Origin of the sequence: Pseudoalteromonas sp. APC 3694 (assembly GCF_030407565.1) — a bacterium.
GTDB lineage: Bacteria > Pseudomonadota > Gammaproteobacteria > Enterobacterales > Alteromonadaceae > Pseudoalteromonas > Pseudoalteromonas tetraodonis.
Map to the genome: position 1 here is coordinate 1 of NZ_JASDDE010000062.1, position 23,150 is coordinate 23,150.

At 40.2% G+C, this 23,150-nt stretch carries 24 protein-coding genes, 1 tRNA gene and 1 other RNA gene; 6 read left to right on the forward strand and 20 right to left on the reverse strand.

Annotated features, from left to right (window positions below; all coding sequences use genetic code 11):
• Positions 1 to 33: 33 nt before the first annotated feature.
• From QMA00_RS16060 to ssrA, 6 genes are all read right to left on the reverse strand, one after another.
• Positions 34 to 531, reverse strand: a complete 498-nt coding sequence (locus QMA00_RS16060; protein ID WP_254843697.1) for an inovirus-type Gp2 protein — start codon at positions 529 to 531, stop codon at positions 34 to 36.
• A gap of 336 nt (positions 532 to 867) precedes the next feature.
• Entirely contained in the window at positions 868 to 1,368 is a 501-nt protein-coding gene (locus QMA00_RS16065) for a hypothetical protein (RefSeq protein ID WP_076923157.1), read from the reverse strand.
• A complete protein-coding gene (locus QMA00_RS16070) occupies positions 1,361 to 1,642 on the reverse strand; it encodes an AlpA family phage regulatory protein (protein WP_064662581.1) in 282 nt (93 codons plus the stop codon). Before QMA00_RS16070 ends, QMA00_RS16065 begins: the two co-directional genes overlap by 8 nt.
• An 88-nt stretch (positions 1,643 to 1,730) precedes the next feature.
• Positions 1,731 to 2,297 (reverse strand): hypothetical protein, encoded by a 567-nt coding sequence (locus tag QMA00_RS16075; protein WP_076923158.1) that lies wholly within the window; start codon positions 2,295 to 2,297, stop codon positions 1,731 to 1,733.
• Positions 2,294 to 3,526 carry an integrase domain-containing protein gene (locus tag QMA00_RS16080; protein ID WP_076923159.1) on the reverse strand — a complete coding sequence of 411 codons (1,233 nt, stop codon included), beginning with the start codon at positions 3,524 to 3,526 and terminating at the stop codon, positions 2,294 to 2,296. Before QMA00_RS16080 ends, QMA00_RS16075 begins: the two co-directional genes overlap by 4 nt.
• 185 nt (positions 3,527 to 3,711) lie before the next feature.
• Positions 3,712 to 4,068: a transfer-messenger RNA gene (gene ssrA, locus QMA00_RS16085) on the reverse strand.
• Between the two features lie 249 nt (positions 4,069 to 4,317).
• Here ssrA and QMA00_RS16090 point away from each other — a divergent pair.
• Positions 4,318 to 5,943: a FapA family protein gene (locus QMA00_RS16090; protein WP_076923160.1), complete on the forward strand. Its 1,626-nt coding sequence runs from the start codon at positions 4,318 to 4,320 to the stop codon at positions 5,941 to 5,943.
• 62 nt (positions 5,944 to 6,005) lie between these two features.
• On the opposite strand, the gene rnt is transcribed toward QMA00_RS16090, so the two are convergent.
• Positions 6,006 to 6,680 carry a ribonuclease T gene (gene rnt, locus QMA00_RS16095; protein WP_010388028.1) on the reverse strand — a complete coding sequence of 225 codons (675 nt, stop codon included), beginning with the start codon at positions 6,678 to 6,680 and terminating at the stop codon, positions 6,006 to 6,008.
• 205 nt (positions 6,681 to 6,885) lie between these two features.
• Here rnt and QMA00_RS16100 point away from each other — a divergent pair, with 205 nt between their 5' ends.
• Positions 6,886 to 7,764: an OmpA family protein gene (locus QMA00_RS16100; protein WP_076923161.1), complete on the forward strand. Its 879-nt coding sequence runs from the start codon at positions 6,886 to 6,888 to the stop codon at positions 7,762 to 7,764.
• 568 nt (positions 7,765 to 8,332) lie between these two features.
• Positions 8,333 to 9,535: an aromatic amino acid transport family protein gene (locus QMA00_RS16105; protein WP_076923162.1), complete on the forward strand. Its 1,203-nt coding sequence runs from the start codon at positions 8,333 to 8,335 to the stop codon at positions 9,533 to 9,535.
• A gap of 77 nt (positions 9,536 to 9,612) precedes the next feature.
• Here the strand turns inward: QMA00_RS16105 and ggt are convergent, their stop codons facing one another.
• Entirely contained in the window at positions 9,613 to 11,277 is a 1,665-nt protein-coding gene (gene ggt / locus QMA00_RS16110; RefSeq protein WP_076923163.1) for a gamma-glutamyltransferase, read from the reverse strand.
• A 111-nt stretch (positions 11,278 to 11,388) separates the two neighbouring features.
• Complete coding sequence (locus QMA00_RS16115; RefSeq protein WP_076923164.1) at positions 11,389 to 11,934, reverse strand: GNAT family N-acetyltransferase; 546 nt, start codon at positions 11,932 to 11,934, stop codon at positions 11,389 to 11,391.
• A gap of 49 nt (positions 11,935 to 11,983) precedes the next feature.
• Here QMA00_RS16115 and QMA00_RS16120 point away from each other — a divergent pair, with 49 nt between their 5' ends.
• Positions 11,984 to 12,349 (forward strand): hypothetical protein, encoded by a 366-nt coding sequence (locus tag QMA00_RS16120; protein ID WP_013465487.1) that lies wholly within the window; start codon positions 11,984 to 11,986, stop codon positions 12,347 to 12,349.
• Between the two features lie 313 nt (positions 12,350 to 12,662).
• Here the strand turns inward: QMA00_RS16120 and QMA00_RS16125 are convergent, their stop codons facing one another.
• The 8 genes from QMA00_RS16125 to rlmE form a co-directional block, all read right to left on the reverse strand.
• Positions 12,663 to 12,845 carry a hypothetical protein gene (locus QMA00_RS16125; RefSeq protein WP_076923165.1) on the reverse strand — a complete coding sequence of 61 codons (183 nt, stop codon included), beginning with the start codon at positions 12,843 to 12,845 and terminating at the stop codon, positions 12,663 to 12,665.
• A 305-nt stretch (positions 12,846 to 13,150) separates the two neighbouring features.
• Positions 13,151 to 13,235, reverse strand: a tRNA-Leu gene (locus QMA00_RS16130).
• Between the two features lie 78 nt (positions 13,236 to 13,313).
• Complete coding sequence (secG, locus tag QMA00_RS16135; protein WP_013465494.1) at positions 13,314 to 13,667, reverse strand: preprotein translocase subunit SecG; 354 nt, start codon at positions 13,665 to 13,667, stop codon at positions 13,314 to 13,316.
• Between the two features lies 1 nt (position 13,668).
• Positions 13,669 to 14,418, reverse strand: coding sequence for a triose-phosphate isomerase (gene tpiA, locus QMA00_RS16140; RefSeq protein WP_013465495.1), 750 nt, complete (start codon positions 14,416 to 14,418; stop codon positions 13,669 to 13,671).
• A gap of 72 nt (positions 14,419 to 14,490) precedes the next feature.
• Positions 14,491 to 15,840, reverse strand: coding sequence for a phosphoglucosamine mutase (gene glmM, locus QMA00_RS16145; protein WP_076923166.1), 1,350 nt, complete (start codon positions 15,838 to 15,840; stop codon positions 14,491 to 14,493).
• Positions 15,841 to 16,686, reverse strand: a complete 846-nt coding sequence (folP, locus tag QMA00_RS16150) for a dihydropteroate synthase (protein ID WP_076923167.1) — start codon at positions 16,684 to 16,686, stop codon at positions 15,841 to 15,843.
• A 95-nt stretch (positions 16,687 to 16,781) separates the two neighbouring features.
• Positions 16,782 to 18,725 carry an ATP-dependent zinc metalloprotease FtsH gene (gene ftsH, locus QMA00_RS16155; protein ID WP_076923168.1) on the reverse strand — a complete coding sequence of 648 codons (1,944 nt, stop codon included), beginning with the start codon at positions 18,723 to 18,725 and terminating at the stop codon, positions 16,782 to 16,784.
• Positions 18,726 to 18,791: 66 nt separating this feature from the next.
• Positions 18,792 to 19,421 (reverse strand): 23S rRNA (uridine(2552)-2'-O)-methyltransferase RlmE, encoded by a 630-nt coding sequence (gene rlmE, locus QMA00_RS16160; RefSeq protein WP_013465499.1) that lies wholly within the window; start codon positions 19,419 to 19,421, stop codon positions 18,792 to 18,794.
• Positions 19,422 to 19,509: 88 nt separating this feature from the next.
• Between rlmE and yhbY the strand changes: the two genes are divergently transcribed.
• Positions 19,510 to 19,806, forward strand: a complete 297-nt coding sequence (gene yhbY, locus QMA00_RS16165; RefSeq protein WP_008112687.1) for a ribosome assembly RNA-binding protein YhbY — start codon at positions 19,510 to 19,512, stop codon at positions 19,804 to 19,806.
• Between the two features lie 80 nt (positions 19,807 to 19,886).
• Here yhbY and tnpA read toward each other — a convergent pair whose 3' ends face one another.
• The 3 genes from tnpA to QMA00_RS16180 form a co-directional block, all read right to left on the reverse strand.
• Positions 19,887 to 20,321, reverse strand: a complete 435-nt coding sequence (tnpA, locus tag QMA00_RS16170; RefSeq protein WP_024601958.1) for an IS200/IS605 family transposase — start codon at positions 20,319 to 20,321, stop codon at positions 19,887 to 19,889.
• Positions 20,322 to 20,477: 156 nt separating this feature from the next.
• Complete coding sequence (locus tag QMA00_RS16175) at positions 20,478 to 20,966, reverse strand: histidine phosphatase family protein (protein ID WP_076920585.1); 489 nt, start codon at positions 20,964 to 20,966, stop codon at positions 20,478 to 20,480.
• On the reverse strand, positions 20,966 to 22,117 hold the full coding sequence (locus QMA00_RS16180) for a serine hydrolase domain-containing protein (RefSeq protein ID WP_076920586.1): 1,152 nt from the start codon (positions 22,115 to 22,117) through the stop codon (positions 20,966 to 20,968). The genes QMA00_RS16175 and QMA00_RS16180 overlap by 1 nt, the downstream gene beginning before the upstream one ends.
• 115 nt (positions 22,118 to 22,232) lie before the next feature.
• Here QMA00_RS16180 and QMA00_RS16185 point away from each other — a divergent pair, with 115 nt between their 5' ends.
• Positions 22,233 to 23,042 (forward strand): hypothetical protein, encoded by an 810-nt coding sequence (locus QMA00_RS16185; protein WP_076920587.1) that lies wholly within the window; start codon positions 22,233 to 22,235, stop codon positions 23,040 to 23,042.
• Positions 23,043 to 23,150: the final 108 nt, after the last annotated feature.

A 23,150-nucleotide genomic window follows, 5' to 3' on the forward strand; every position in this document is an offset into this window, starting at 1 on the left:
GAACGGGTGTTCACGATGGGCCGGAATCACTGTTCACGATGCTCCGGAATATGCAGCGCCTTGCTTTTTATCATGCTCATTTCGTTTAAATCTATAAAAACAATTTTTTGGTATCCATGGACGCACACCCAATGTATTTCCCATTTCTAAAATAAATTCATTTATCTTACTTGGGTAGCATACTTTGTTAGCATCAAGAATAACTACCACATGATAATGCTGCTTTTTCGCTCTTTCTTGCTCCCGCGTCCAATGGTAGCCAAAGATAGGCATTTTATACCTTTGCTTTATAAAACCGCTTAAACTTTCCATAACAGCAATAATAAAACGGTTATCATTTGTTTGATATGGAATACCGATATCAAATCGTAAAACTAAAACTTGGCTATAGTGTGTTAAAACTGCCTCAAGCTGATCTAACATACTCTTCATTTGCGCTGTGTAAATGCCGCTCTTTGACGTATGAACTTGCCAAATGTTCTGTTTATGGCAAATTACAGGTGAGTGACTCACATACTGATAATTAGACACAAATACTTCCTATTAGATAATATAAATATCCGAATGATAAAAGGGGTGATTTCACTAGTGTCATTGTTCCACGGCTGGCTAACTCGACTTTATACAGTAAGTAGTAACTAACAACCTTCATTTTTAATGAAAACAAACCTATAAACCACTGCCGTTAAAGACCGCAATAAAAAAGGTTTAAGGGAAAAGACTGGATACACACGCCCTTCAATGTTAGTGGAAACTCACCTGAAAGCATTTTTATTATGAGCTTTACTTATTATATAATGCTTAAAGCTGGTGGCAGTTTAGCTACTCGCCACCAGCCCTCGAAATAACCAATCTAAAGCCGTCTAACTAACTATTAGTCGGTTTTTCCTTATCAAAGACAGGCTCATTAGCCGCACCAGTAACCTTTAAATGCTCGGTCACAATAATGGTTTTAACCTGCTTAATACCAAGTTGTTTAAGGATTTTAACAAGGCTCTTTTTTGCCCTTTGCTCTCTTTCCTTTTTGACTTTATGCTTAACTTTTTCACGCTGAGCCGCTCGTTTATTGAAAAACTCAAATCGTTGTAGCTCTGTCATAGAGTGAGAAACCTTTAACCCAACCTCACGCTTACTTTGATAATCAATAAAGCATTTCATTTTAAGGTGGCTATGCTTTGCATCTTCCTTATCTAATTCAACATCGGCATACCCTCTACCAATTGGGCTTGTAGATTGACCGTTGAGCCAAGCGAGCAAGATTGAGCGGTGAATAATGTCCATTCGAACTAATTCCTCAAAAGCTGCTGGTGCTAATTTTTCCAAATATTCTAATGTGATTGGTGTTGGCAGTTCATTTAAATTAATCATTAGCTGCCTCCAAGTGAGTGTATTTTTTTAGTAACTCTTTGCGTCTTGCTACAAGTTCAGAAACAAATTTTTTAATTTGCTCATCGTTATAGCCTACTATTGTTACGGCAAGCGTTGCGTTTATTTCTGTTTCATAATAAGCGACACCACGTTGTCCAGTTGATATTGGTGGGGGCATTAGTCCAGCTTTTATTTTTTCTTGCTGCTTAGTTCGAGCCCAAGGAACAATTTCCATTAGCTCTTTGGTGCGAATTAATTTAAGAATATCTACCATCTTGTTACCTCTTGTTGAGTGTTGTTAATAAACTAAGAGGTAATTTATGAGATTTTAAAGTAGCTAACGGGGAAGATAATTTAAAAAATTAAAGAAGATTTTCCCTTTCTAGCTTTTTAATAGCTTTTTTGACTGCATCAATATTAGAGCCTGAAATGTGATACTCCTCAAATATACAAACCAATATTTTTCTAAACATAGTTTTTTTGTCATCGTTTAAGCCTGCTTTATTAGCAACTCTGCACCAACCACCAAACAATCGAATAATGAAATAATCCTTAGATGTTAGCTTTCTATGTTTTAGCTTAAAATTTGTTAAATCCTTTTCAAGGGTATCAATAGAACTCCATTGTTCACGTACTTTTTCACCTTTGTAATACCTTAAATCATTTCTTATTTTTTTTATTTCTGATAGTTTTTTTTCAAGCTTTGATATTTCAGCAATTTCATTTTTCATTAAGTCAGATTTAGTGCCATCTGTTGCCTGCTCAATGTTAGAGGTTGCAATCATCACAAGCAGGTTTATCCCGTTCAGTATAAGTGTGTTATTTTCATGATCCTTTAACCCCAATTCTATCATTATATTTTTAGCTAAATAGTTAACGGTTTTATTACCCTCAAGCTCAGAGTAAGTAACTAACTCATTTCTTTTCATATTACTTTCAACCCCTTGATCCCTGCCAAGGAGCTACTCCCACTAGCCGCATTTTCGATATATTCAGACCACCAGCACATCATCACTTTTCTACGCTCAAAGTAATCTGTACGGTTATATGCTCTCCTTACTTCGTTTGTATCAACATGCGCGAGTGCCGCTTCTATTACGTCAGGATCAAACCCTTGTGCATTAAGCGTTGTACTGGCAAGCGAGCGTAAACCATGCGCCACCAGCTCGCCTTTAAATCCCATACGCTTTATTGCTGCATTGGCTGTTTGCACGTTTGTATGGCTGCGTGGGTCTCTGTCTGCGGGAAATACATATTGTCGGTGTGCGCTTAATGGTTTCATTAGTTCAAGTAAAGCGAGTGTTTGCGGTGTAAGGGGTACGCGTTGCTCTTTGCCCTTTTTCATTTGCTCGGCAGGTATAACCCACACACCACTATTTAAGTCTATATCTTGCCATTTAGCTGTTGCAGCCTCATTAGGGCGTGTCATGGTGTGTAACTGCCATTCTATTAAACAACGTGTTGTAAGCTTAATACTGGCGCGATTTAAGGCGCTCATAAGCTCTGGCAATCTATCCACTTCAATAGACGGCATAGCGCTTTTTTTAGGCGCTTGGAAAGCTTGCCTTATATTCGCTAGTGGATTGGCTTCTATAAGCCCACAGTTAACCGCATGCACCATTACTTCGTTAATACGCTGGCATAGTCTTTTTACAGTCTCTAAACTGCCCTTTGCCTCTATGGGTCGCACTAGCTCTATTACTTGAAAGGCTTTTAATTTACTTATTGGTTCATCACCAAACGCAGGAAAGGCATGATTAGTTAGCAGATTTAAAGCGGCTTGTGCTGTTTGTGGTTTTATTTCTGTTTTCTTTTTTTCAAACCACATTAAAGAAACTGCTTTAAATGTTTGTAGGTGTGTTTCTTGTGCTTGCTTTTCATCTAGCTGGCGCTGGTGGATAGGGTCGATATTTTCAAGTACTAGGGCTTTATATTTCTTATGACGTTCTCTAGCAGTTTTAAGGCTTATATCAGGGTAAGAGCCAAGCCCCATATTTTTACGTTTTTTAGTAATTGGCGCTGTGTAGTTATAAAGCCAAAACTTACCACCACTGGGCTTTATTCGTAATGTTAAACCGCCACCGTCAGTAAGGTTAAATTCCTTATCCTTTGGTTTTTCCGATTCGACCTGTTTTGCTTTGAGTTTGTGAATAGCCATTTGTAACAACGATCCCTATGTAAAATTCCAGTTGTTACGTTTAGTGTTACAACAAATCGCGGTTGTTACAAGTTTTAAACGGTCACTAATGGTTAAACTATAGGCATAAAAAAACCCGCAAGGCTCGAATTAACTAGCGTTGCGGGTCTTTTACGGTTCTTAGCAACGTATCTAAAAACCTTTATTGGTGGAGCTGGGGGGATTTGAACCCCCGTCCGAAAAGCCTCGACCGTCGGTACTACATGTTTAGTATTGTCATTTAATTAACCTTTAAATCCCGGACAAACACGGTAGATAAAGGCGAGGCCGCTTAGTTTTAACGCTTCAACCCCGGCCAGGGTTTCCGTCGCGATCAGGTGTTAGGGTGACACTCCAAAATCCAGTCCACAAGAATACATGGAAGGAGCGCTAGCCAGCCTAAGCTGCTAGAGAGTAGTTATCGTCGTTTGCGATTACTTTAAATTGCGGCTTTTTTACGAGGCAAACCGCACCTCGACATGCACCTCGGGCTTCTTGAATTCCGTCGAATCCTAATCAGCCCCTGAATAAGGTTACTCATTCAGAGCGTACAAGCAGTATAACCGAGTAACCTACGAATACTCAACACCTTAGGCGTTTTATTTTATTTGTTGGTTAATCATGCATCAAACACACATGTAAATGTAAAATATTGAACAATTAAGAAACAATTACTTAACAATGATGGTGCTTTATGCTCAAATGCAAGGCTAGACCTTGGTCTAATACAATATAAAAAATAATAACAGGCATATTACCTAGAGGATTTATAAATGTCGGTTTTTTCTTTTGATGAGCAAACGGGGTATATCTCTTTGCTCTCCCACCCTAATGTCTCAGGTTTAGCCTCAACAGCAACACAGCTTATTGAATTAATTGGCCAGTCAGAATATTGCGAGTGTGAGGTTATTGTTAGCAATATTGGTAAACTGTTTGCTCAAAATAACGCCGAAGAAGCCCCCTCTTTAGTAATTGCTCAAGCCATTGATGCAAAGCTAACCATTAACATTGATGAAAAGAATATGCTCGTTGAAGCTACCCTTATTACTGCCAAGGGCGGTAAATTGCTTAGCATGGAACAAGCGATTGAAGAGTTCTCACAAGCAGGGGTTGTAAAAGGCATTAGCTCTCATGCATTAGAACAGTTATTGGCGCAACAGTTCGAACAACCCCCAGGAAGTACGCATTACGCCGAAGTCGCTTTTGGTCGTGCACCTAAAGTGGGTAACGATGCCAAATTTGTACGTCTTTGCTGCACAGCGCAAGACCGCGTACTTAGCCCACAAGCTAAAGGCGGTGGTAAAGTCGATATGAGAAACCTAGGTGATATTATTACTGTAAAACCTGGTTGTGAATTAATGCGGCGCATTCCAGCAACATCGGGGGTTGATGGGTTTACTGTGTTTGGTGATGTACTAACTGCAACCCCTGGCAAAGAACATAAATTACAACCTTTTGACGGCACTAAAATTGCGCCTGACAACCCCAACTTATTAATTGCCGACTGTACTGGCGTACCGGTTGCCCTTCCCCGTGGTATGCGTGTTGATGATGTTTTATGTTTTCATAATATTGATCCCACTACTGGTCATGTTGAATTTGATGGCAGTATTATAGTCAGTGGTGATATAAAAGATGGCATGCGAGTGACCGCCAGCGGCGATATTACTGTTTTAGGCTTTGTTGAATCGGCGCAGCTCAAAAGTGATAGCGCCATCACAATAGTAAAGGGTGCAATTGGCAGAAAGCGAGAAGCCGATGAGCCATTTACCTGTTCTATTTTAGCTAAACGAACCGTTGCGCTTGGTTACTCTCAATACTGTGACATAAAAACGGATCAAAACTTACTAATAGATCGCCAATCATTACATTGTGACTTGAGTGCCGGAAATCTAATTAGGGTGGGCAATACAAAAGATCCTAAAGGGAAAATTATTGGTGGCCATATTCTCGATGCAATGCGCATTGAAACAGGCGAGTTAGGCGCACCAGCAGGAACTAAAACCCGTGTTTGCATCGCACAGCGATGGTATGTGCTAAAACAAAAACAAGCGCAAATCACTGACTTTGAAAAAGTTTTAATCGGTAAGTCAATTGAACTACAGCAAGCGCGCCAGCGAATTAATAAACAAGTTGCAAGCGCACAGCGTCAGCAGTTTTTGAATAAAATAACAACGAATGAAGAACACATAGCAAACCGAAGCGCCAGCATCAATCAGCAAAAGCAGTTACTAATAAAGAAAATGGCGCAGCTTTTAGCGCTCAGTCGCTTAAAAGTTAATGAGCTTATGCACCCTGGGGTAGAGCTTAAAATTGCACGAGAATCAATTAGCTTTTCGCGTAATTATCCACCACATTTAATCACTCACAGTGAAGGTAAAATAACGCAATCGTTTTAATAACGCATATTAAGACTGGCTCAGCCCAAAAAAGTAAGTATTCACTATTATGAGCTGATTTTCTAATCTTGGTTGCTAGCTTCGTCTTCGCTCTGTTGTGTTTCGTCTACAGCAAGTGGCCAACCACCTAGTTGCTGCCAACGATTAACAATTAAACAGTACAGTTCAGCAGTACGTTCTGTATCGTATAACGCAGAGTGTGCTTGTTTATTATCGAACTCTATTCCTGCCGCGCGACACGCTTTAGCTAGTACCGTTTGCCCTAATGCCAAACCAGCAAGTGATGTGGTATCAAAACTAACAAACGGATGAAATGGTGTGCGCTTGATATTATTACGCTCAATAGCCGCATTTAAAAAGCCGTGATCAAAAGCGGCATTATGAGCAACCACCACAGAGCGCTGGCACCCTGCGGCTTTTTGCGCTTTGCGCACTACTTTACAAATTTCTTTAATCGCCTCTTCTTCTGGGACTGCCCCTCTCAGTGCTGAAAAAGGCTCAATCCCATTAAACTCAATGGCAGCTTGCTCAATGTTTGCCCCCTCAAACGGTTGCACATGAAAATGAACGGTATGATCGATACTAAGCAGCCCTTCATCATCCATTTTTAAAACGGACGCTGCAATTTCTAGTAGTGCGTCGGTTTCTTTGTTAAAACCGGCGGTTTCAACATCAATAACCACAGGAAAAAAGCCACGAAAGCGTTGTGCGAAAAGTGTTTGCTCAGTATTTGCCATAGTATTCTTGGTTTATAGGGATTAGCTGTCTATTATGTCAAAATTGAGCCCCTGTCGGCTAGGGGATTTATTGATTAATTGCAGTTAAACTATAGGCATGTTACTTGCTAGGTAATTAGCGTTTGCGCTGAATTATTTGCTGTTGCGTAATATTTTACGGTTTTTGTCACTTTTTTGGCAGAGCTAGATAACTGGAGAATTCTCGATGAAGTGTAAGTTGTTATTTATTAGCCTAGGCATTAGTAGTGTGCTGTATAGTTTGAATACAACTGCAGCAATGCGCCAGTACACGGCTAACCAAGATAATTCAAATTGGAACTTGGTTAAAACAACTCGCTTGCAATGCCAATTAAATCATGAAGTTCCCTACTATGGTGAAGCTGTTTTTAAAGCATCAGCAAGTAAAAATAAAGATCTCACTTTTAATCTAGACATGGTGGTGCGCCCAGAAAATTACGCGATTGCCGGTTTAAAAGCGGTACCACCTAGCTGGCGAGCAGGCCGCCCTGCCCGTGATATTGCTGATATGAAATTACTTAAAAAGTTTGATGGTGAATTAGGTAATAAAACAGCGTGGGAAATGCTAACTGAGCTTGAAAAAGGGAACCAACCTACTTTTTACTACCAGGACTGGCAAAATAGTGCCGATAAAATTGCCGTGGGTATGTCTAATGTTAATTTTAAGCAAGCGTATTGGGCGTTTTTACAATGCCGAGACGAATTGCTGCCATACAATTTTGAAGATATTTCGTTCACTATAATGAATTATGAATCTAATAGCAGTAAGTTAACTAAGTCATCGCAACAACGCCTTGATAAAATTGCTGAGTATTTAAAAAACGACCCGAGTATAGAATCAATTAGTATTGCATCGTACACCGATAGTTATGGCGGTCGTTGGAATAACCTCGATTTATCAAGAAAGCGTGCTAAGGAGATTAAAGATTACATGGTTGGCTTAGGCGTTGATGAAGCTAAAGTGGTTACTGAAGGCTTTGGTGAAAAACGCTTTGTAGATACTAATGACAATATTTTAGGCCGTGATAAAAACCGCCGCTTAGTGATTCAAATCGCTAAAATGTAAATTGTCGTATTCCTTTTCGACCGACGGTGTAATGGATAACGCTTTCGGTCAATACATACCATTTTTGTGATGCCTATTTTATACATAGCAAACAACCTCCCTTTTAATTATTAACATTTAGCTTTTTATTTTTTCATTTATATTAGGGTCTGTTGATCTTTCAAGGTTAAATTTGCCGCAGTCTGTTTGGTATTTAGGCAAGGCAGAGCTTATGTGGTGTGGTTATTCCCCATAAATAGGCGATAACGCAGCATTAATGCCAAACAGACGCTGCCCGAAGGGTTCTGCCTAGGGGCAATTAACTCTTTGTTGCTCGGTTTTTACTTAGCCCACTAGGTTACAAACCTCGCGCCGCGATTAAATTGCCCCTAGTTTGAACAAATATTAATCCGCAAAGGTCAACAGACCCTAATAAGTTAAATTTCCTTTTTTTGATGATTTTGGCTTTTTTAATACAGTTGTAAATAGAAGATTACATTTTATTTTGTCTCTTTTATGACAAAACTATTTAAGTTTTACACAACTAGTTATATCTTGCGTGTCTCTCACGTTTAATCAGGATCATTAAGTGCTTAAAAATAAAACAATAGGTAGCATGTTAATTGTTGCAGGAACCACCATAGGTGCAGGTATGCTTGCCCTCCCCATTGCCTCTGCGGGACTGGGATTTAATACTGCAATGGTGTTAATTGTAGGATGTTGGTTACTAATGACCTACACCGCTTTGCTTATGTTAGAGCTTCACCAATACGCTCCTCGCGACGCCACTTTAAATACACTGGCTAAGCTTTGGCTTGGTAAACGTGGCCAGTATGTGGCTAACTTTTCGATGATATTTTTATTTTATGCACTGTGCGCTGCTTACATAGCCGGTGGCGGTGCTCAGCTACAAGAGCGCATTAATACTGGGTTTAATCTTAGTATTGCTCCTCAATTAGGCTCCGTTATTTTAGCCGTATTGATTGCAAGCGTGGTGACTTTGGGCACTAGTAAAGTTGATAAGCTCAATCGAGTGCTGTTTAGTATAAAAATAGTGGTTTTAGCTAGCTTGTTTTATATGTTAACACCTTATGTACATGGCCAACATTTATTGGAAATGCCTGTTGAGCAAGGACTAATACTGTCGGCTATTCCAGTGGTATTTACCTCTTTTGGCTTTCATGGCTCTATTCCTTCTATTGTTAAATATGTCGGACTTGACATAAAAACCTTGCGCAAAGTTATGATTGCAGGCGCATCTTTACCGCTGGTTATTTATATTTTTTGGCAAGTATTAAGCCAAGGCATAATGAGCCAAGATCAATTACTACAAAGCGAAGGGTTAACTGGGTTTGTAGCCAGTGTGGCCAATATTGCCAATAACGCCAATGTTTCTACTGCGGTAAAACTCTTTGCCGACTTAGCTCTAGCAACGTCATTTTTAGGGGTAAGCTTGGGGTTGTTTGACTTTTTTGCCGACACATTCAAAAAAGCAGATACGGGCACAGATAGAATTAAAACAGCACTTATTACTTTTGTTCCTCCTCTTGGATTTGCTTTATTTTACCCGCAAGGCTTTATTATGGCATTAGGCTATGCGGCCATTGCTTTGGTTATATTGGCAGTATTTTTACCGGTGAGTATGGTGTACAAACAGCGTCAAGGCGTTGAAAAAAGCGGTTATAAAGTACGAAGCGGTAATATTGGTTTGGCCATAGCCGCTTTGTGTGGTATTTCAATTATTAGTGCGCAATGCCTGCAAATGGCAGGGCTAATACCTGCAATAGGTTAATACCCAATAATAAGTAATACTCTATTGGCAATCCCCCCAAACAAGAGTTTGGGGGGATTGCCATGCAAACGCTAATGTTAAAACACGATTGCTTTTCCTCTACCGCTTTGCTCTGACGCCGCATCTAATTTGCCATTATGATTAATAATCACATGCATATCACCAAAGTGGCGTTCGTCCACTGTGTAACCCATTTTTATTAGCTGTTGTTTTACTGATGGCTCCAAGCCGGCATGTGCTCTGATCACATTTTTTGGCCATAACTGATGATGAAAACGTGGGCTATTTACCACATCATCGGCGCTCATATTAAATTCAATCGCGTTGAGTATCGATTGATACACCGAGCTAATAATAGTAGTGCCACCTGGCGACCCTGTTACCATTTTCACCTGATTATTACTGAGTAAAATAGTGGGGGTCATAGAGCTGAGCATACGTTTATGCGGCTGAATTTCATTTGCTTTGCCGCCAATGGCACCAAATACATTCATAACCCCGGGTTTAGCGCTAAAGTCATCCATTTCATCGTTTAAAATAAAGCCTGCGCCTTCTACCACCACACCACTACCAAAGCCTAAATTAATGGTGGTGGTATTAGCTACAGCGTTACCCATGTTATCGACAATGGAAAAGTGAGTGGTTTGCTCGCTTTCTTTTAAACCGGGTTTAATGTTTTCGGTGGTTGAAATAGCCTTTAAATCTATACTGCTACTACGGTTTTTAAGATAGTTTTCTGCAAGTAGTTTTGCTGTAGGTACTTGGTAAAAATCAGGATCGCCTAAATACTCTGCTCTATCGGCAAATACTCGCTTACCTATTTCAGCCAATAAATGCACATACCCTACTGAATTATGTTGTTGTGCAGGCGTTGGTTTTTTAAGCTCATACATTTTCAGCCATTGCAATATAGCAATGCCGCCTGAACTTGGTGGCGGTGAAGTAAGCACTTGGTAGCCATTCCAGTTCGCTTTTATAGGAGTCCGCGATTTAGCACGATAACGTTTTAAGTCATCTTGGTTAATGATCCCGCCATGTTGGTGCATAAATTTTGCAATAATTGCGGCAGTTTCACCTTGATAAAAGCCATCTTGACCGTCATCGCGAATGCGTTTGAGTGTGGCAGCTAGCTCTGGTTGTTTAAAAAGCGCACCTGCCGTAGCTGTAGCAAAATAACTGGCAAAATTTACTTTAATGTTTTTATTATTTAGATGCGCTATATAGTCCTCAATCAGCTGAGCCAACTTTTCAGGCACAACAAAGCCCTGCTCTGCTAATGTTACCGCAGGTTGCACTAACGCTTTCCACGGTAACGTACCATGCTTTTTATGGGCTAACCACATTCCTGCGACACTGCCAGGCACGCCACTAGCGTGTATGCCGTAAATAGATTTATTTTCAATTACTTGCCCCTGCTCATCTAAATACATATCACGATGCGCGGCACTGGGCGCGGTTTCGCGGTAATCTATAAAATCACCTTGCCCATCTTTATGGATAAGCATAAACCCACCGCCACCAATATTACCCGCTTCGGGGAGCGTAACGCCTAATACAAACTGAGCAGCAATAGCGGCATCAACCGCGTTGCCGCCTTGCTCTAACACGGCTTTTGCAGCGTGGGCACTAAATGTGTCGGGCATCGCCACCGCACTTTGTTTAGCCGCTACATTAAAAAAGCCTACTTGTATTATTAAGACACTGCTAATAATTAGCTTGCGTGGTGAAAAAAGTGATCCCATCCCATATCCTTAGGTTATTTTTATACATTGATGGCAAACATTAATGCACAGTAACAAACACTAGGTCAATATTTATACGCCACATTTAAAGAGCTTAGGATTGTTATTAGATTATCCACATGACTTTGAATAAAGTACGGCTGTTAAATTTGAGCCATCATCAGTATGAATATAATAGTGTTGTAGCTGCATACCGAGTTTTTTCATAACATTAATTGAGCCAACATTTGAGGTCAGTGCTGTAGCGCTAATTGCCTTTACTTGGCGTTGTTTTTCAAGCTCTGAACAAATAGCGCCTGCCGCTTCAATAGCATACCCTTTGCCCCAACTCGCTTGCTTAAACCGCCAGCCCACTTCAATATCACTAAAATCAGGCGTATCTGAAAAAAAGCCCATCGGCCGAACAAGCACCCATCCTATAAAGGTATTGCTTTCACGCAAGGTTACTTGCCATAACCCCCACCCTTGTCGCTCGTTACGATAAGCAAGCATTCTAGGAATACTGACTGTTTTTATCTCTTCAAGCGAAGTGGGTTTACCTTGTGTTAAATACTGCATAACGGCTGGGTCTTGATCGAGCTCGTATAATTGCGGCCAATCATGTTCGTCCATTAATTTAAAACTTAATCGTGTTGTTACAGCTATGTTCATTTTCATTGTTGTATAGTTACCCCTGAAATATAATTTTCTCTAAAGGAGATAGTAAATGAAGAAATTAGCAGGTTTAGCTTTATTAGGCACTTTAATTACGTTAACTGGCTGTGAAGATGCCAACGAAGTAAAACAAGATGCAAAAGAAACAAGCGCTCAAGTGAAAGAAAAGCTTGATGAAACTTGGAATGAAGTAAAGGAAAAAACCAATGAGCTTAAAAATGATGAATCATTAAATGAGCTACTTGAAGAGAGTAAAGAAATGGGCTTAGACATGTACGACGACGGCAAAGAAGTAGCTGTTGATGCATGGATTAAAAGCAAAGAAGCGGCTGGCGAGCTGACTGAAAAAACCAAGCAAAAAGCACGTGAAATTGCCGCAGAAATTGAGCAGGCACGTAAAGAACATAAAGAAGGTTAATTATTTTTAACCATAAAAAAGGTAAGCCATGGCTTACCTTTTTTGTTTTACTTTTAAAGTAAATAGACTTTGGTAATCTCTGAATAGTAAAGTCATCAGTTATTGCAATTGTGGTTCAAGTTCAATACATTGCGCTTTAGACTGACCTGCATTTACCATACCGTTTGCAATATTTGATGATATTTTTTCGTAATATGCTAACTGAACTTTTGTGTCACTATGAATATACGAAGCGTTTATTTGCTCAACCGCACTTATGTTGCTGATTTATGTGTTGTATATATTAACAGCTTTCTCTATTAACTCTTGCTCGTCAAATGTAACGGCTGCGTATACAGCTCATCGAGTTTTCCGACAGGCTAACATTAGCAGAAGTAAGCTTAACAACTTGATAGGAAAGCTTTTCCATTTCATCAAGTGCAGCCCTATTATCATTCATTGCAAAGTAATTGATTAAAACAATTACTAAAAATGCGAATACAGCGATACTGGTCATAGCATGAATTTCTTACTTATGCTGAGGTTTTTAAAAGAGAAACCTGAAGCCATATTTTCATTTACTCCGTTTAATTATCTATAGTTATTATCGGCTTAAGATGCAGAAATGTTAACTTTATTTTTAACTTTAGACGCTTTTTATACATAAAGTTAAATATACAGTAGTATTCTTTCATAAACACTAACAATTGAAATATAGAGTGTTCTCCCCAATGTTCAACATTAATCCTAAAAGAGTTGTTTAATATTTTAAATTTTAGGCACAAAAAAACCAGTAACATTGCTGCTACTGGTTTTTGTATTTGGTGCGGATGGGGGGACTTGAACCCCCACGCCCGAAAGCACTACCCCCTCAAGGTAGCGTGTCTACCAATTCCACCACATCCGCATTTTTTAAGCTATTGCTTAGTGTTAAGTCTGGATGTTTATTTGAGGTAAATAAACAACTTAACGATTTAAAACTAAATTAATTTGGTACGTCAGAGCTTTGCTCTTTAGTTGATGTGACTGGCACATCTTCTTCAACTGGCGTCACTGTTTCAACAGCTGGAGCCGCTTCTAGGTTTTCCCATTCGTCAGTCTTTTTAATTTGACCGGCAGTTAGGTTACCTAACACAATACTAAGCACAAAAAAGATTGTAGCTAGTACAGTTGTCGTTTTCGTCATGAAATTCCCAGCCCCAGAAGAACCGAAAACTGTAGACGATGCGCCGGCACCAAATGATGACCCCATGTCCGCACCTTTACCTTGTTGGATCAAAACCATACCAACAAGCGCTAAAGCTACAATTAAATACACTACTAATAAAATTTCGTACATCTTATACGGTCCCTTTTGCACTATTGCAGATAGCAGTAAATGATTCTGCTTTTAAACTTGCGCCTCCAATTAGGCCGCCGTCTATATCTGTTTGCGCAAATAATAATTCGCTATTTTTTTCATTAACGCTACCACCATATAAGATGGTTAGCCCTTGTGCTAAATCGCTATCTAGTGCAGCAATTTTGTCACGGATAAATTTGTGAACACTTTGTGCCTGTTCAGGCGATGCAGTCTTACCTGTGCCTATAGCCCAAACGGGCTCATATGCTATCACAGATTCTTTTAGTGCTGCTACACCTAATTTATTAATTACCGCGTCAATCTGCGCAGCAACTACTTGTTCTGTTTGACCACTTTCTTGCTCTGTTTCGCTTTCGCCAACACATAAAATAGGCGTTAGACCTACTTGTTGCGCGCGAGCAAATTTTGCAGCAACGGTATCATTGCTTTCTTTATATATGCTGCGTCGTTCAGAGTGACCAACCAGTACATATTTCGCACCGAGCTGCTTAATTAGCTCGGCATCTACTTCACCAGTAAATGCACCTGGGGTATTTTCAGACACTGTTTGCGTGCCTGTTGTTACACCACTTGCAATCATTGCTGGGACTAGAGGAAACGGAGGAAATAAAACAATGTTTACTTCAGAAGATTTAACATCGTTAATAGCATCAGACAGTTGTTGAACGAGTTCTAATGAACCATTCATTTTCCAGTTGCCTGCGACCATCGCTTTGCGTGCTGCCATTTTTCCACTCCACATTAGAAAGCGGGCGAGATATTAACTCGACTCGCCCAAAGTTACAAGAGGTTATTGTTATCAATCAGTTTGTTTGCTCATAGATTCGACAACCGCTGCTATTTTTTGTGCACTATCGATAACTATTTTTTCTTGTTCTGCTTCAACCATCACTCGTACAACAGGTTCAGTACCTGATTTACGCAGTAATACGCGCCCTTTATCTGCTAAGCTTTGCTCTACTTCAGCTACTGCAGCAAGTACTTCTGGTGCTTGAGTTGGATCAGTACCGGCAGTGTAACGTACGTTAATCATTTTCATTGGGTACTTAGTAAATCCAGCGCCTAAATCTTGAAGTGTACGATTTTGTGCTACCATAGCAGCAAGCACTTGTAAGCTTGAGATGATGCCATCACCCGTGCTGATTAAATCTAAATTCAACACATGCCCTGAGCTTTCACCGCCAATTTTCCAGCCTTTTTGCTGCAGCAGTTCCATCACATAACGATCACCGACTTTACTGCGAGCAAAAGCAATGTTTTTTGCTTTTAAGGCATTTTCAAGACCCATATTAGACATAACCGTGCCAACAACACCACCGCCTAAATTGTCATCTTGTGCAGCTTGGCAAGCAATAATATAAACCAAATCATCACCGTCGAATACCCGGCCATTATGATCAACCATCATCACACGGTCGCCGTCGCCATCATAGGCGATACCGACATCCGCTTTGTGTTCAAGTACTTTACGCTTTAATGTGTCAACATGGGTTGCGCCACATTCATGGTTAATGTTTACACCGTTTGGCTCACATGCATGAGTGATCACCTCTGCGCCAAGCTCTCGCATTACAGAAGGAGCAATATGGTATGTAGCACCATTAGCACAATCTAAAACAATTTTAATTCCTTCAAGGGACAATCCTTGTGGAAACTGGCTTTTACAAAATTCAATATAACGGCCATCAGCGCTAGATAAACGTGTTGCTTTACCTAACTTGTCAGAAGCAACACAGGTCATAGGCTCGTCAAGCATCGCTTCAATTTGTAGCTCTACCTCATCATCTAACTTTAAACCTTGGCCATTGAAAAACTTAATGCCGTTATCATAATAAGGATTATGTGATGCGCTGATCACTATCCCCGCTTCAGCGCGAAACGTTTGCGCTAAATAAGCAACTGCAGGCGTTGGCATGGGCCCTAAAAGAATAACATCAATACCTGCTGCAATTAATCCAGCCTCTAGGGCAGTCTCCAACATGTAACCTGAAATACGAGTGTCTTTACCTATAATGACTTTTTTAGTGCCATGAAGTGAGAGTGCACGCCCTGCAGCCCAACCCAATTTCATCGCAAACTCTGGGTTAATAGGACCTTGACCTACTAAACCACGCACACCGTCCGTGCCAAAATATTTTCTTTCTTTCATTTAAAGTACTCCTTGTTTGCAGGCTTGATATACGCCAAGCACATCTGCGGTTTCTTTTACATCATGCACACGAATAATGTGTGCACCGTTTTGTGCGGCGATCAGTGCACCAGCTAAACTGCCTGCCAATCTATCGTCTGTGTCTCTATTTAATAATTTACCAATCATTGACTTACGCGATAATCCTGCGAGCAAAGGAAGTCCCAATTTTGCATAATCGTTAAATTGAGCCAATATTTGATAATTATGCTTTAGTGTTTTTCCAAAACCAAAACCAGGATCTAAAATTAACTGGCTTTGTTTAATGCCAGCAGCTTCACATGCGGCTATTCGCTGGCTAAAAAAATCGTTTATCTCACCCGCTAAGTCATTATAGTGAGGAGCGTGTTGCATACTACGAGGTTGCCCTTGCATATGCATTAAACACACTGCTACCTCAGGAAACTGTGCAACCACATCGATTGCGCCGGGCTCTTGCAATGCCCGTACATCGTTGACAATATCAGCACCGGCTTCAATCGCTTGGCGCATCACCTCAGCTTTACTGGTATCGATTGAAATAACGCAGTCACTTTGCTCACGAATAGCTTTAATAATAGGAATAACACGCTTTAGCTCATCTTCAAGGCTAACATCAGGTGCGCCTGGGCGTGTAGATTCACCACCGATATCTAAAATAGTCGCTCCCTCATCAAGTAACTGCATCGCATGATTGAGTGCAGCTGTTGTATTAAAAAACTGGCCTCCATCTGAAAATGAATCAGGAGTAACATTCACGATCCCCATAATCACAGGCTCTGCAAAATCAAGCGTTCGGCCGCGCGCAAGGTTAATTTTATTATTCATCGCTAACCTTAATATGTGATAATTTTAGTTATTTATATCAAACTGATACAAAAAAGCCCCGAACTTCGGGGCTTTTGGATATGTTATTTTAACGATTATTCAGCTTTATCATCAAGGTTTGTTTCATCTTTTTTAGATTCATCAGCTGGTTTTTGTACTTCATCAACTGGTTTGTCTTTAGAAACACCTTCTTTTTCTGGTTTAGCTTCATGACGGTCATGCGCATCACGTGGTTCACGTACAGGCTGACGAGCCATTAAATCATCAATTTGCTTCGCATCAATGGTTTCATACTTCATTAATGCATCTTTCATTGCATGCAGAATATCAATGTTTTCTTTCAATATTGATTCTGCACGTTGATAGTTGCGGTCTGAGAATAAACGTACTTCTGCATCAATTACTTTCGCTGTTTCATCCGACATGCTCATAGAGCGACCACCGCCGCCACCCATGTACATCTCACTTTGATCTTCAGCGTAAAGTAATGGACCTAATTTTTCGCTTAAGCCCCACTGAGTCACCATCTTACGCGCAATATCAGTGGCACGTTCAATGTCGTTGCTTGCACCCGTGGTTACTTTGTCTTCACCATAAATGATTGCCTCAGCAATACGACCACCGTAAAGGCTTGAAATCATTGATTCTAAAAGCTCTTTAGAGTGACTAACACGATCTTGTTCTGGTAAATACATAGTCACACCTAGCGCTCGGCCACGTGGGATAATAGATACTTTATAAACCGGGTCGTGCTCTGGCACCATACGACCTACAATTGCGTGGCCAGCTTCATGGTAAGCCGTCATTTCTTTCTCTTGCTCACTCATAACCATGGTCTTGCGCTCAGCGCCCATCATGATTTTATCTTTCGCAGCGTCGAATTCAGCCATACTAACAACACGTTTATTGCCACGCGCAGCATACAAAGCCGCTTCATTTACAAGGTTAGCGAGATCAGCACCCGAGAATCCTGGTGTACCACGTGCAATCACGGCCGCTTCAACGTTATCGCCTAATGGCACTTTACGCATATGTACTTTGAGAATTTGTTCACGACCACGAATATCAGGTAAACCGACCACTACTTGACGGTCAAAACGACCAGGACGAAGTAACGCAGGGTCTAGTACGTCAGGACGGTTTGTCGCAGCAATAACGATAATGCCTTCATTACCTTCAAAGCCGTCCATTTCAACAAGCATTTGGTTTAGAGTTTGCTCACGTTCATCATGGCCGCCCCCCATACCAGCGCCACGTTTACGCCCTACCGCATCAATTTCATCGATAAAGATAATACATGGAGCTGCTTTTTTAGCTTGTTCGAACATGTCACGTACACGTGATGCACCTACACCCACAAACATTTCAACAAAGTCAGAACCCGAAATAGTAAAGAACGGTACTTTTGCTTCACCAGCAACAGCCTTAGCAAGTAATGTTTTACCTGTTCCTGGAGGACCGACCATAAGTACGCCTTTAGGAATACTACCGCCTAATTTTTGAAACTTAGAAGGGTCACGTAAAAAGTCCACCAGCTCGGTTACATCGTCTTTGGCTTCATCACAGCCAGCTACATCAGCAAAGGTCGTTTTGACTTGATCTTCACTCATTAAGCGGGCTTTACTTTTACCAAATGACATGGCGCCTTTGCCACCGCCACCTTGCATCTGACGCATGAAGAAAATCCACACACCAATAAGCAGGATCATAGGGAACCAAGAAATAAAAATGCTTGCTAAAAACGATTGTTCTTCAGGTTTAACACCTTTAACGTTCACATCGCTTTTTAACAAATCATTTAAAATGTCTTTGTCATAAATAGGCATAATGGTTTGAAAACGCTCGCCACTATTTTTTATGCCAGTAATTGTGCCACTACCACTTTCAATGGACACTTCTTGTATAGAGCCGCTACGGGCGTCTTTTACAAATTGACTGTAACTTGTTTGACGATCAACTTGATCGCCGCCATTAAAGCTCTGAAATACTGACATAAGCACTACTGCAATAACCAGCCAGAGTATTAGATTTTTCGCCATATCGCTCAAGGGGTTAACCTCTTGTATCCAATTAATTTAAATTCAACTAAACGCCAAGCAACTGTACTACAGTTTGTATCCAGTCGCTACTATATATACTTCCCGAGAACGGGGACGCGAGGCATCCGGTTTACGTATCTTCACTGCTTTAAAACTATTACGTACATCTTGCAAATATTGATCAAAGCCTTCACCTTGGAATACTTTAACAATAAACGCGCCATTTTTCTTTAAAACTTGGTTGCACATATCAAGTGCAAGCTCAACCAAGTACATGCTACCTGCCTGATCAACCGAGTTATTGCCACTCATGTTAGGTGCCATATCAGACAATACCACATCTACATTTTTACCATCAATGCGTTTTAACAATGCATCAAGTACCGCTTCTTCACGAAAATCGCCTTGTAAAAAGTCAACGCCCGCTAAAGAGTCCATAGGTAAAATATCACACGCAACCACTTGGCCTTTGTCACCCACTTTTTCAGCTAAGTATTGCGACCAACTCCCTGGGGCTGCGCCTAAATCAACAACGGTCATCGCTGGGCGCAATAACTTATCTTTGTTTTGGATTTCGTCTAATTTGAAAACAGCTCGAGAGCGCCAGCCTTTTTTTTGCGCTTCTTGAACATATTTATCATCAAAATGTTCTTTAAGCCAACGTTGTGAACTGGCTGACTGTTTTTTATTTGTCATAAATTAACACGCAACTAATTAGTAATATTCTCTAGATGGCGTTAGAATACCCTTAATTCAAGCCATATTCAGCAAAATTTGTAATATCATGACATTATCAAACAAACAAAAGCAGTTTTTAAAAGGTCAGGCGCATAGCCTTAAGCCTGTAGTTTTACTAGGTTCTAACGGTTTAACCGAAGGCGTAGTAGTTGAAATCCAAAGCGCACTAGAAATTCACGAATTAATTAAAGTGAAGGTGCCAACAGACGATCGTGAAACCAAAAAGCTTATTTTTGATGCTATTGTTCGCGAAACAGGGGCTACTAAATTACAGACTATCGGTCATACGATTGTGCTTTATCGTCAAAGCCCTGAGAAAAAAATTCAATTACCTCGTGGCTAATAAGCCATTTAAAGGTAAAGTAAAAGATCCACCTTCTAAAGAAGGTGGCTTTGAATTAGCCCCCTAAAAGGGGGCGTTGTTTACTCCAGAGTTAACTGAGCTTGCTCTTGTCTCTCCTCCTTCTGCTGATGCCTGACATATCTTCGTATTATTTCTTCGTTTATGCCTACCGTATCAACAAAGTATCCTCGCTGCCAAAAATGATTACCCCATAGCTTGTTCTTTCTTAAGTACGGATATTTACTAAACATTTTTAACGCTATTTTACCTTTCAATGCGCCCATTAACTTTGAAATTGACAGTTTTGGCGGCACTTTTACTACTAAGTGTACGTGAGCTATTTGTACATTCAGCTCAACAACTTTGCACCCAAGCTGTTCGCAATAAACCTGAATGCACCTGTAGACATCCCTACCTATTTTATTTTTAAGGAGCCTAAATCTATACTTAGGTGTCCAAACTATATGATATTGACATCGCCAATACACATGCGATGCTTTCTCGTATCTACTCATGTTTTTTCCTTTTGTGACTTCGCTAAAAATCAACTAAGGAATTAACATGAGTACTTTTTACAGGCAAAGCCTATTTGATGATAACCACCTACTGAAGTAGGTGGTTTAGGGGCTGAAAACAAAAAAACCAGCCATTGCTGGTTTTTTTATGCCTGCTTAAAAACCCATTGTCAGCGTTTTAACTTCATAACTATTATTTTCTAGCTTACTCACTAAATAATAATGCCCGTACTGACTCTCATCCATACTTTCAATAGCTTGGTTACTCAACAATGAAGCCAACTGCGGTGTGGTATTACTATGCCCTATTACTACCACAACGCCATTTTGTGCTAATAATTGTTTTTTCAATGTCATTAGATCAGCAGCATCATAGGTAATAACTTTAATATTATAATACGCGGCTAATGGCGCTGCCGTGTTTAGGGTACGGTTATAGTTACTGCTGAATAACGTTATGTTTGGATAGGTGTTAACTAACGAAACCAAGTGCTCAGCACGCGCTTGGCCTTGGGCAGTTAGAAATTGATTTTCCCCTGTTTGTTTTTCGCTATGTCGAAACAAGTAAACCTGTTCAGGGGCAGAAAAGGCGGGTTGGCAAATAAGTAATAATGCTATTAACAATGTTTTTATGTGGGCGTTCATTATTGCTTCTCTCGTTTATATGCTAATAGGCGATTTATAAACTCAGTTGTAAGCTCATTTATGAGTCCAGTTTCTGCATTTAAAATCAAACTAAAGCCTACATTTAAGTGCGGAAAAACCACTAAGTCACTGCGGTAGCCTTGCACCCAACCACTGTGGTAATAAAGCGTCTCATCATCATAATCATACACACGCCAGCCTAGCCCATAGTAGGCTTCGTTCATGTACTCTCGCCATACTCGTCTGTAGCGTTCTTTTTTAGTATGTGTATAAGGACGCGTTTGCGTGGCCAATGCATCTAAGGATAATACCGATGGATATTGCCCTAATTGCGCATTTAACCAAATAGCCATATCTGACGCGCTGGCGTTTACCCCAGCCGCCGGAGCGACTTTATAATAATTCTTTTTCAAACGGGCACTGTACCAACGCTTTTTCCCACGCACATGAGGGTGTGCGTAGTTACTATCTTGCATCATGGCATCGTAGCCTAAGCTTGCATCGTTCATTTTTAGAGGGATAAAAAATGCGTCATTGAGCCACTGAGTATAAGTTTTGTTGGTGCTTTTTAAAATCACGTCATCAATTAAACTAAACATGACATTTTGATAGCCATAACAGTCACCGGGTTCGCATATGGGTTTTACACTTAATAGCTTTTCTACAATATCGCTATACCCCATTCGCGATTCGATTAAATTATCGTATGCATTCGGTACTAGCCCACTAGAATGGCTTAAAATATGAAAAACCTTTAAATCATCTTTGTAGTCGGTTTGTTTAAATTCAGGAATGTAATGGCTAACAGGAAAATACAAATTAAGTTGTTCTTCATTTGCAAGTTTTGCCGCTAACGACCCTGCAAACGTTTTAGATACTGAGGCCAAACGAAACCGAGTGTGTGGATTAATTTTTTGCCCACTGCGCACTTTGGTATGCCCCATAGTATGTATATAGTCACGCGCTTGTGCGTTGACGATGGAAAGCGCTCCGCCCGGAATCTTTTTTACTTTTAGTTTTTTTTCTACGTAGCGTCCATAATTTTTAACAAAAGCTTCCCAGTCAGGATCTGTGCTTGCGCTTGCCTGTAAATGCGTCCCTAAAATACATAAAGCAAAAAAATAAAAGGGTAAGGAGTTAAAATACTTCATTCTTAGCTAATTTTTCTTTTTTAGTCATAATCAGCCTCTATAATATCATGAACTTTTGCTCGGACTAACGTACAATATGTTCTATTAATGGCTTTTGAGTGGATGTAAAATATTTATGCGTTTTTTAGTTGTATCACTTTTTATTGTATTAGCTTCAGGTTGTGCCGTAGTTAAGCAGCCTGCAGAACCTTTAGCAATGCCTGCAAAACCTTTGCTTAAGAGTCAAACTTACCAACTTAAATATGAAACCGAGCATGCTTCACCGAAAGTAAAATCGGTGCAATTACCTGCACATAACATTAAAAAAAATCAGACTGTCAGAGTGATCGTAGACCGTGCAAGTGTCACCGACACATTAGTATCTCAAATTAGCCAAGCACTTAACGATAAACAACTAAAAGTTACCACAACCGATAATAGTGATTACACGTTAGCTATCCATCAAGTTGACCTTGAGTTTATAGATGATGCTAAGTACATCCTAGCGCAGCCAGAAAAACCTTATTCATTGTTTTCAAAAGTAGCACAGCAATTCCCTTCTCAACAATGCGCAAATATACTGGCACAAGTTAGTATGCGCCTTACACACAAAGCATCGGGAGATGTAGTTTGGTTTGCTAAATCATCAATTGACAGTGCAAGCTTTCATCGTGAACCTTTAGTTTATAGCTTTAGCGAAGAAAAGAAGATCACTAATGAGCTAGAAGTTGTTGCATTTATACACAAGCACAACACCGAACAGGCTCGTCTTAAACGAGCTGAGCTTAATAATGAAGTAACGGCCCCTGCTTATAAAACCATTACAAAACTGAGTCGTTTAACTAAATTAAATGGGCCATGTACACGTACTGAGATCAGCGCGTTAACTCCCATGATGCAATTTTACTTGAGCAGCATACTTATCGATAAAATTAAGGTTCAGTAAATTCAGGACGACTGCTACATTTTTTTACAGATTTAGCCAAGAGTTTGACAATATACTAGGGTCTGTTGACCTTTCAAGGTTAAATTTGCAGCAGTCTGTTTGGTATTT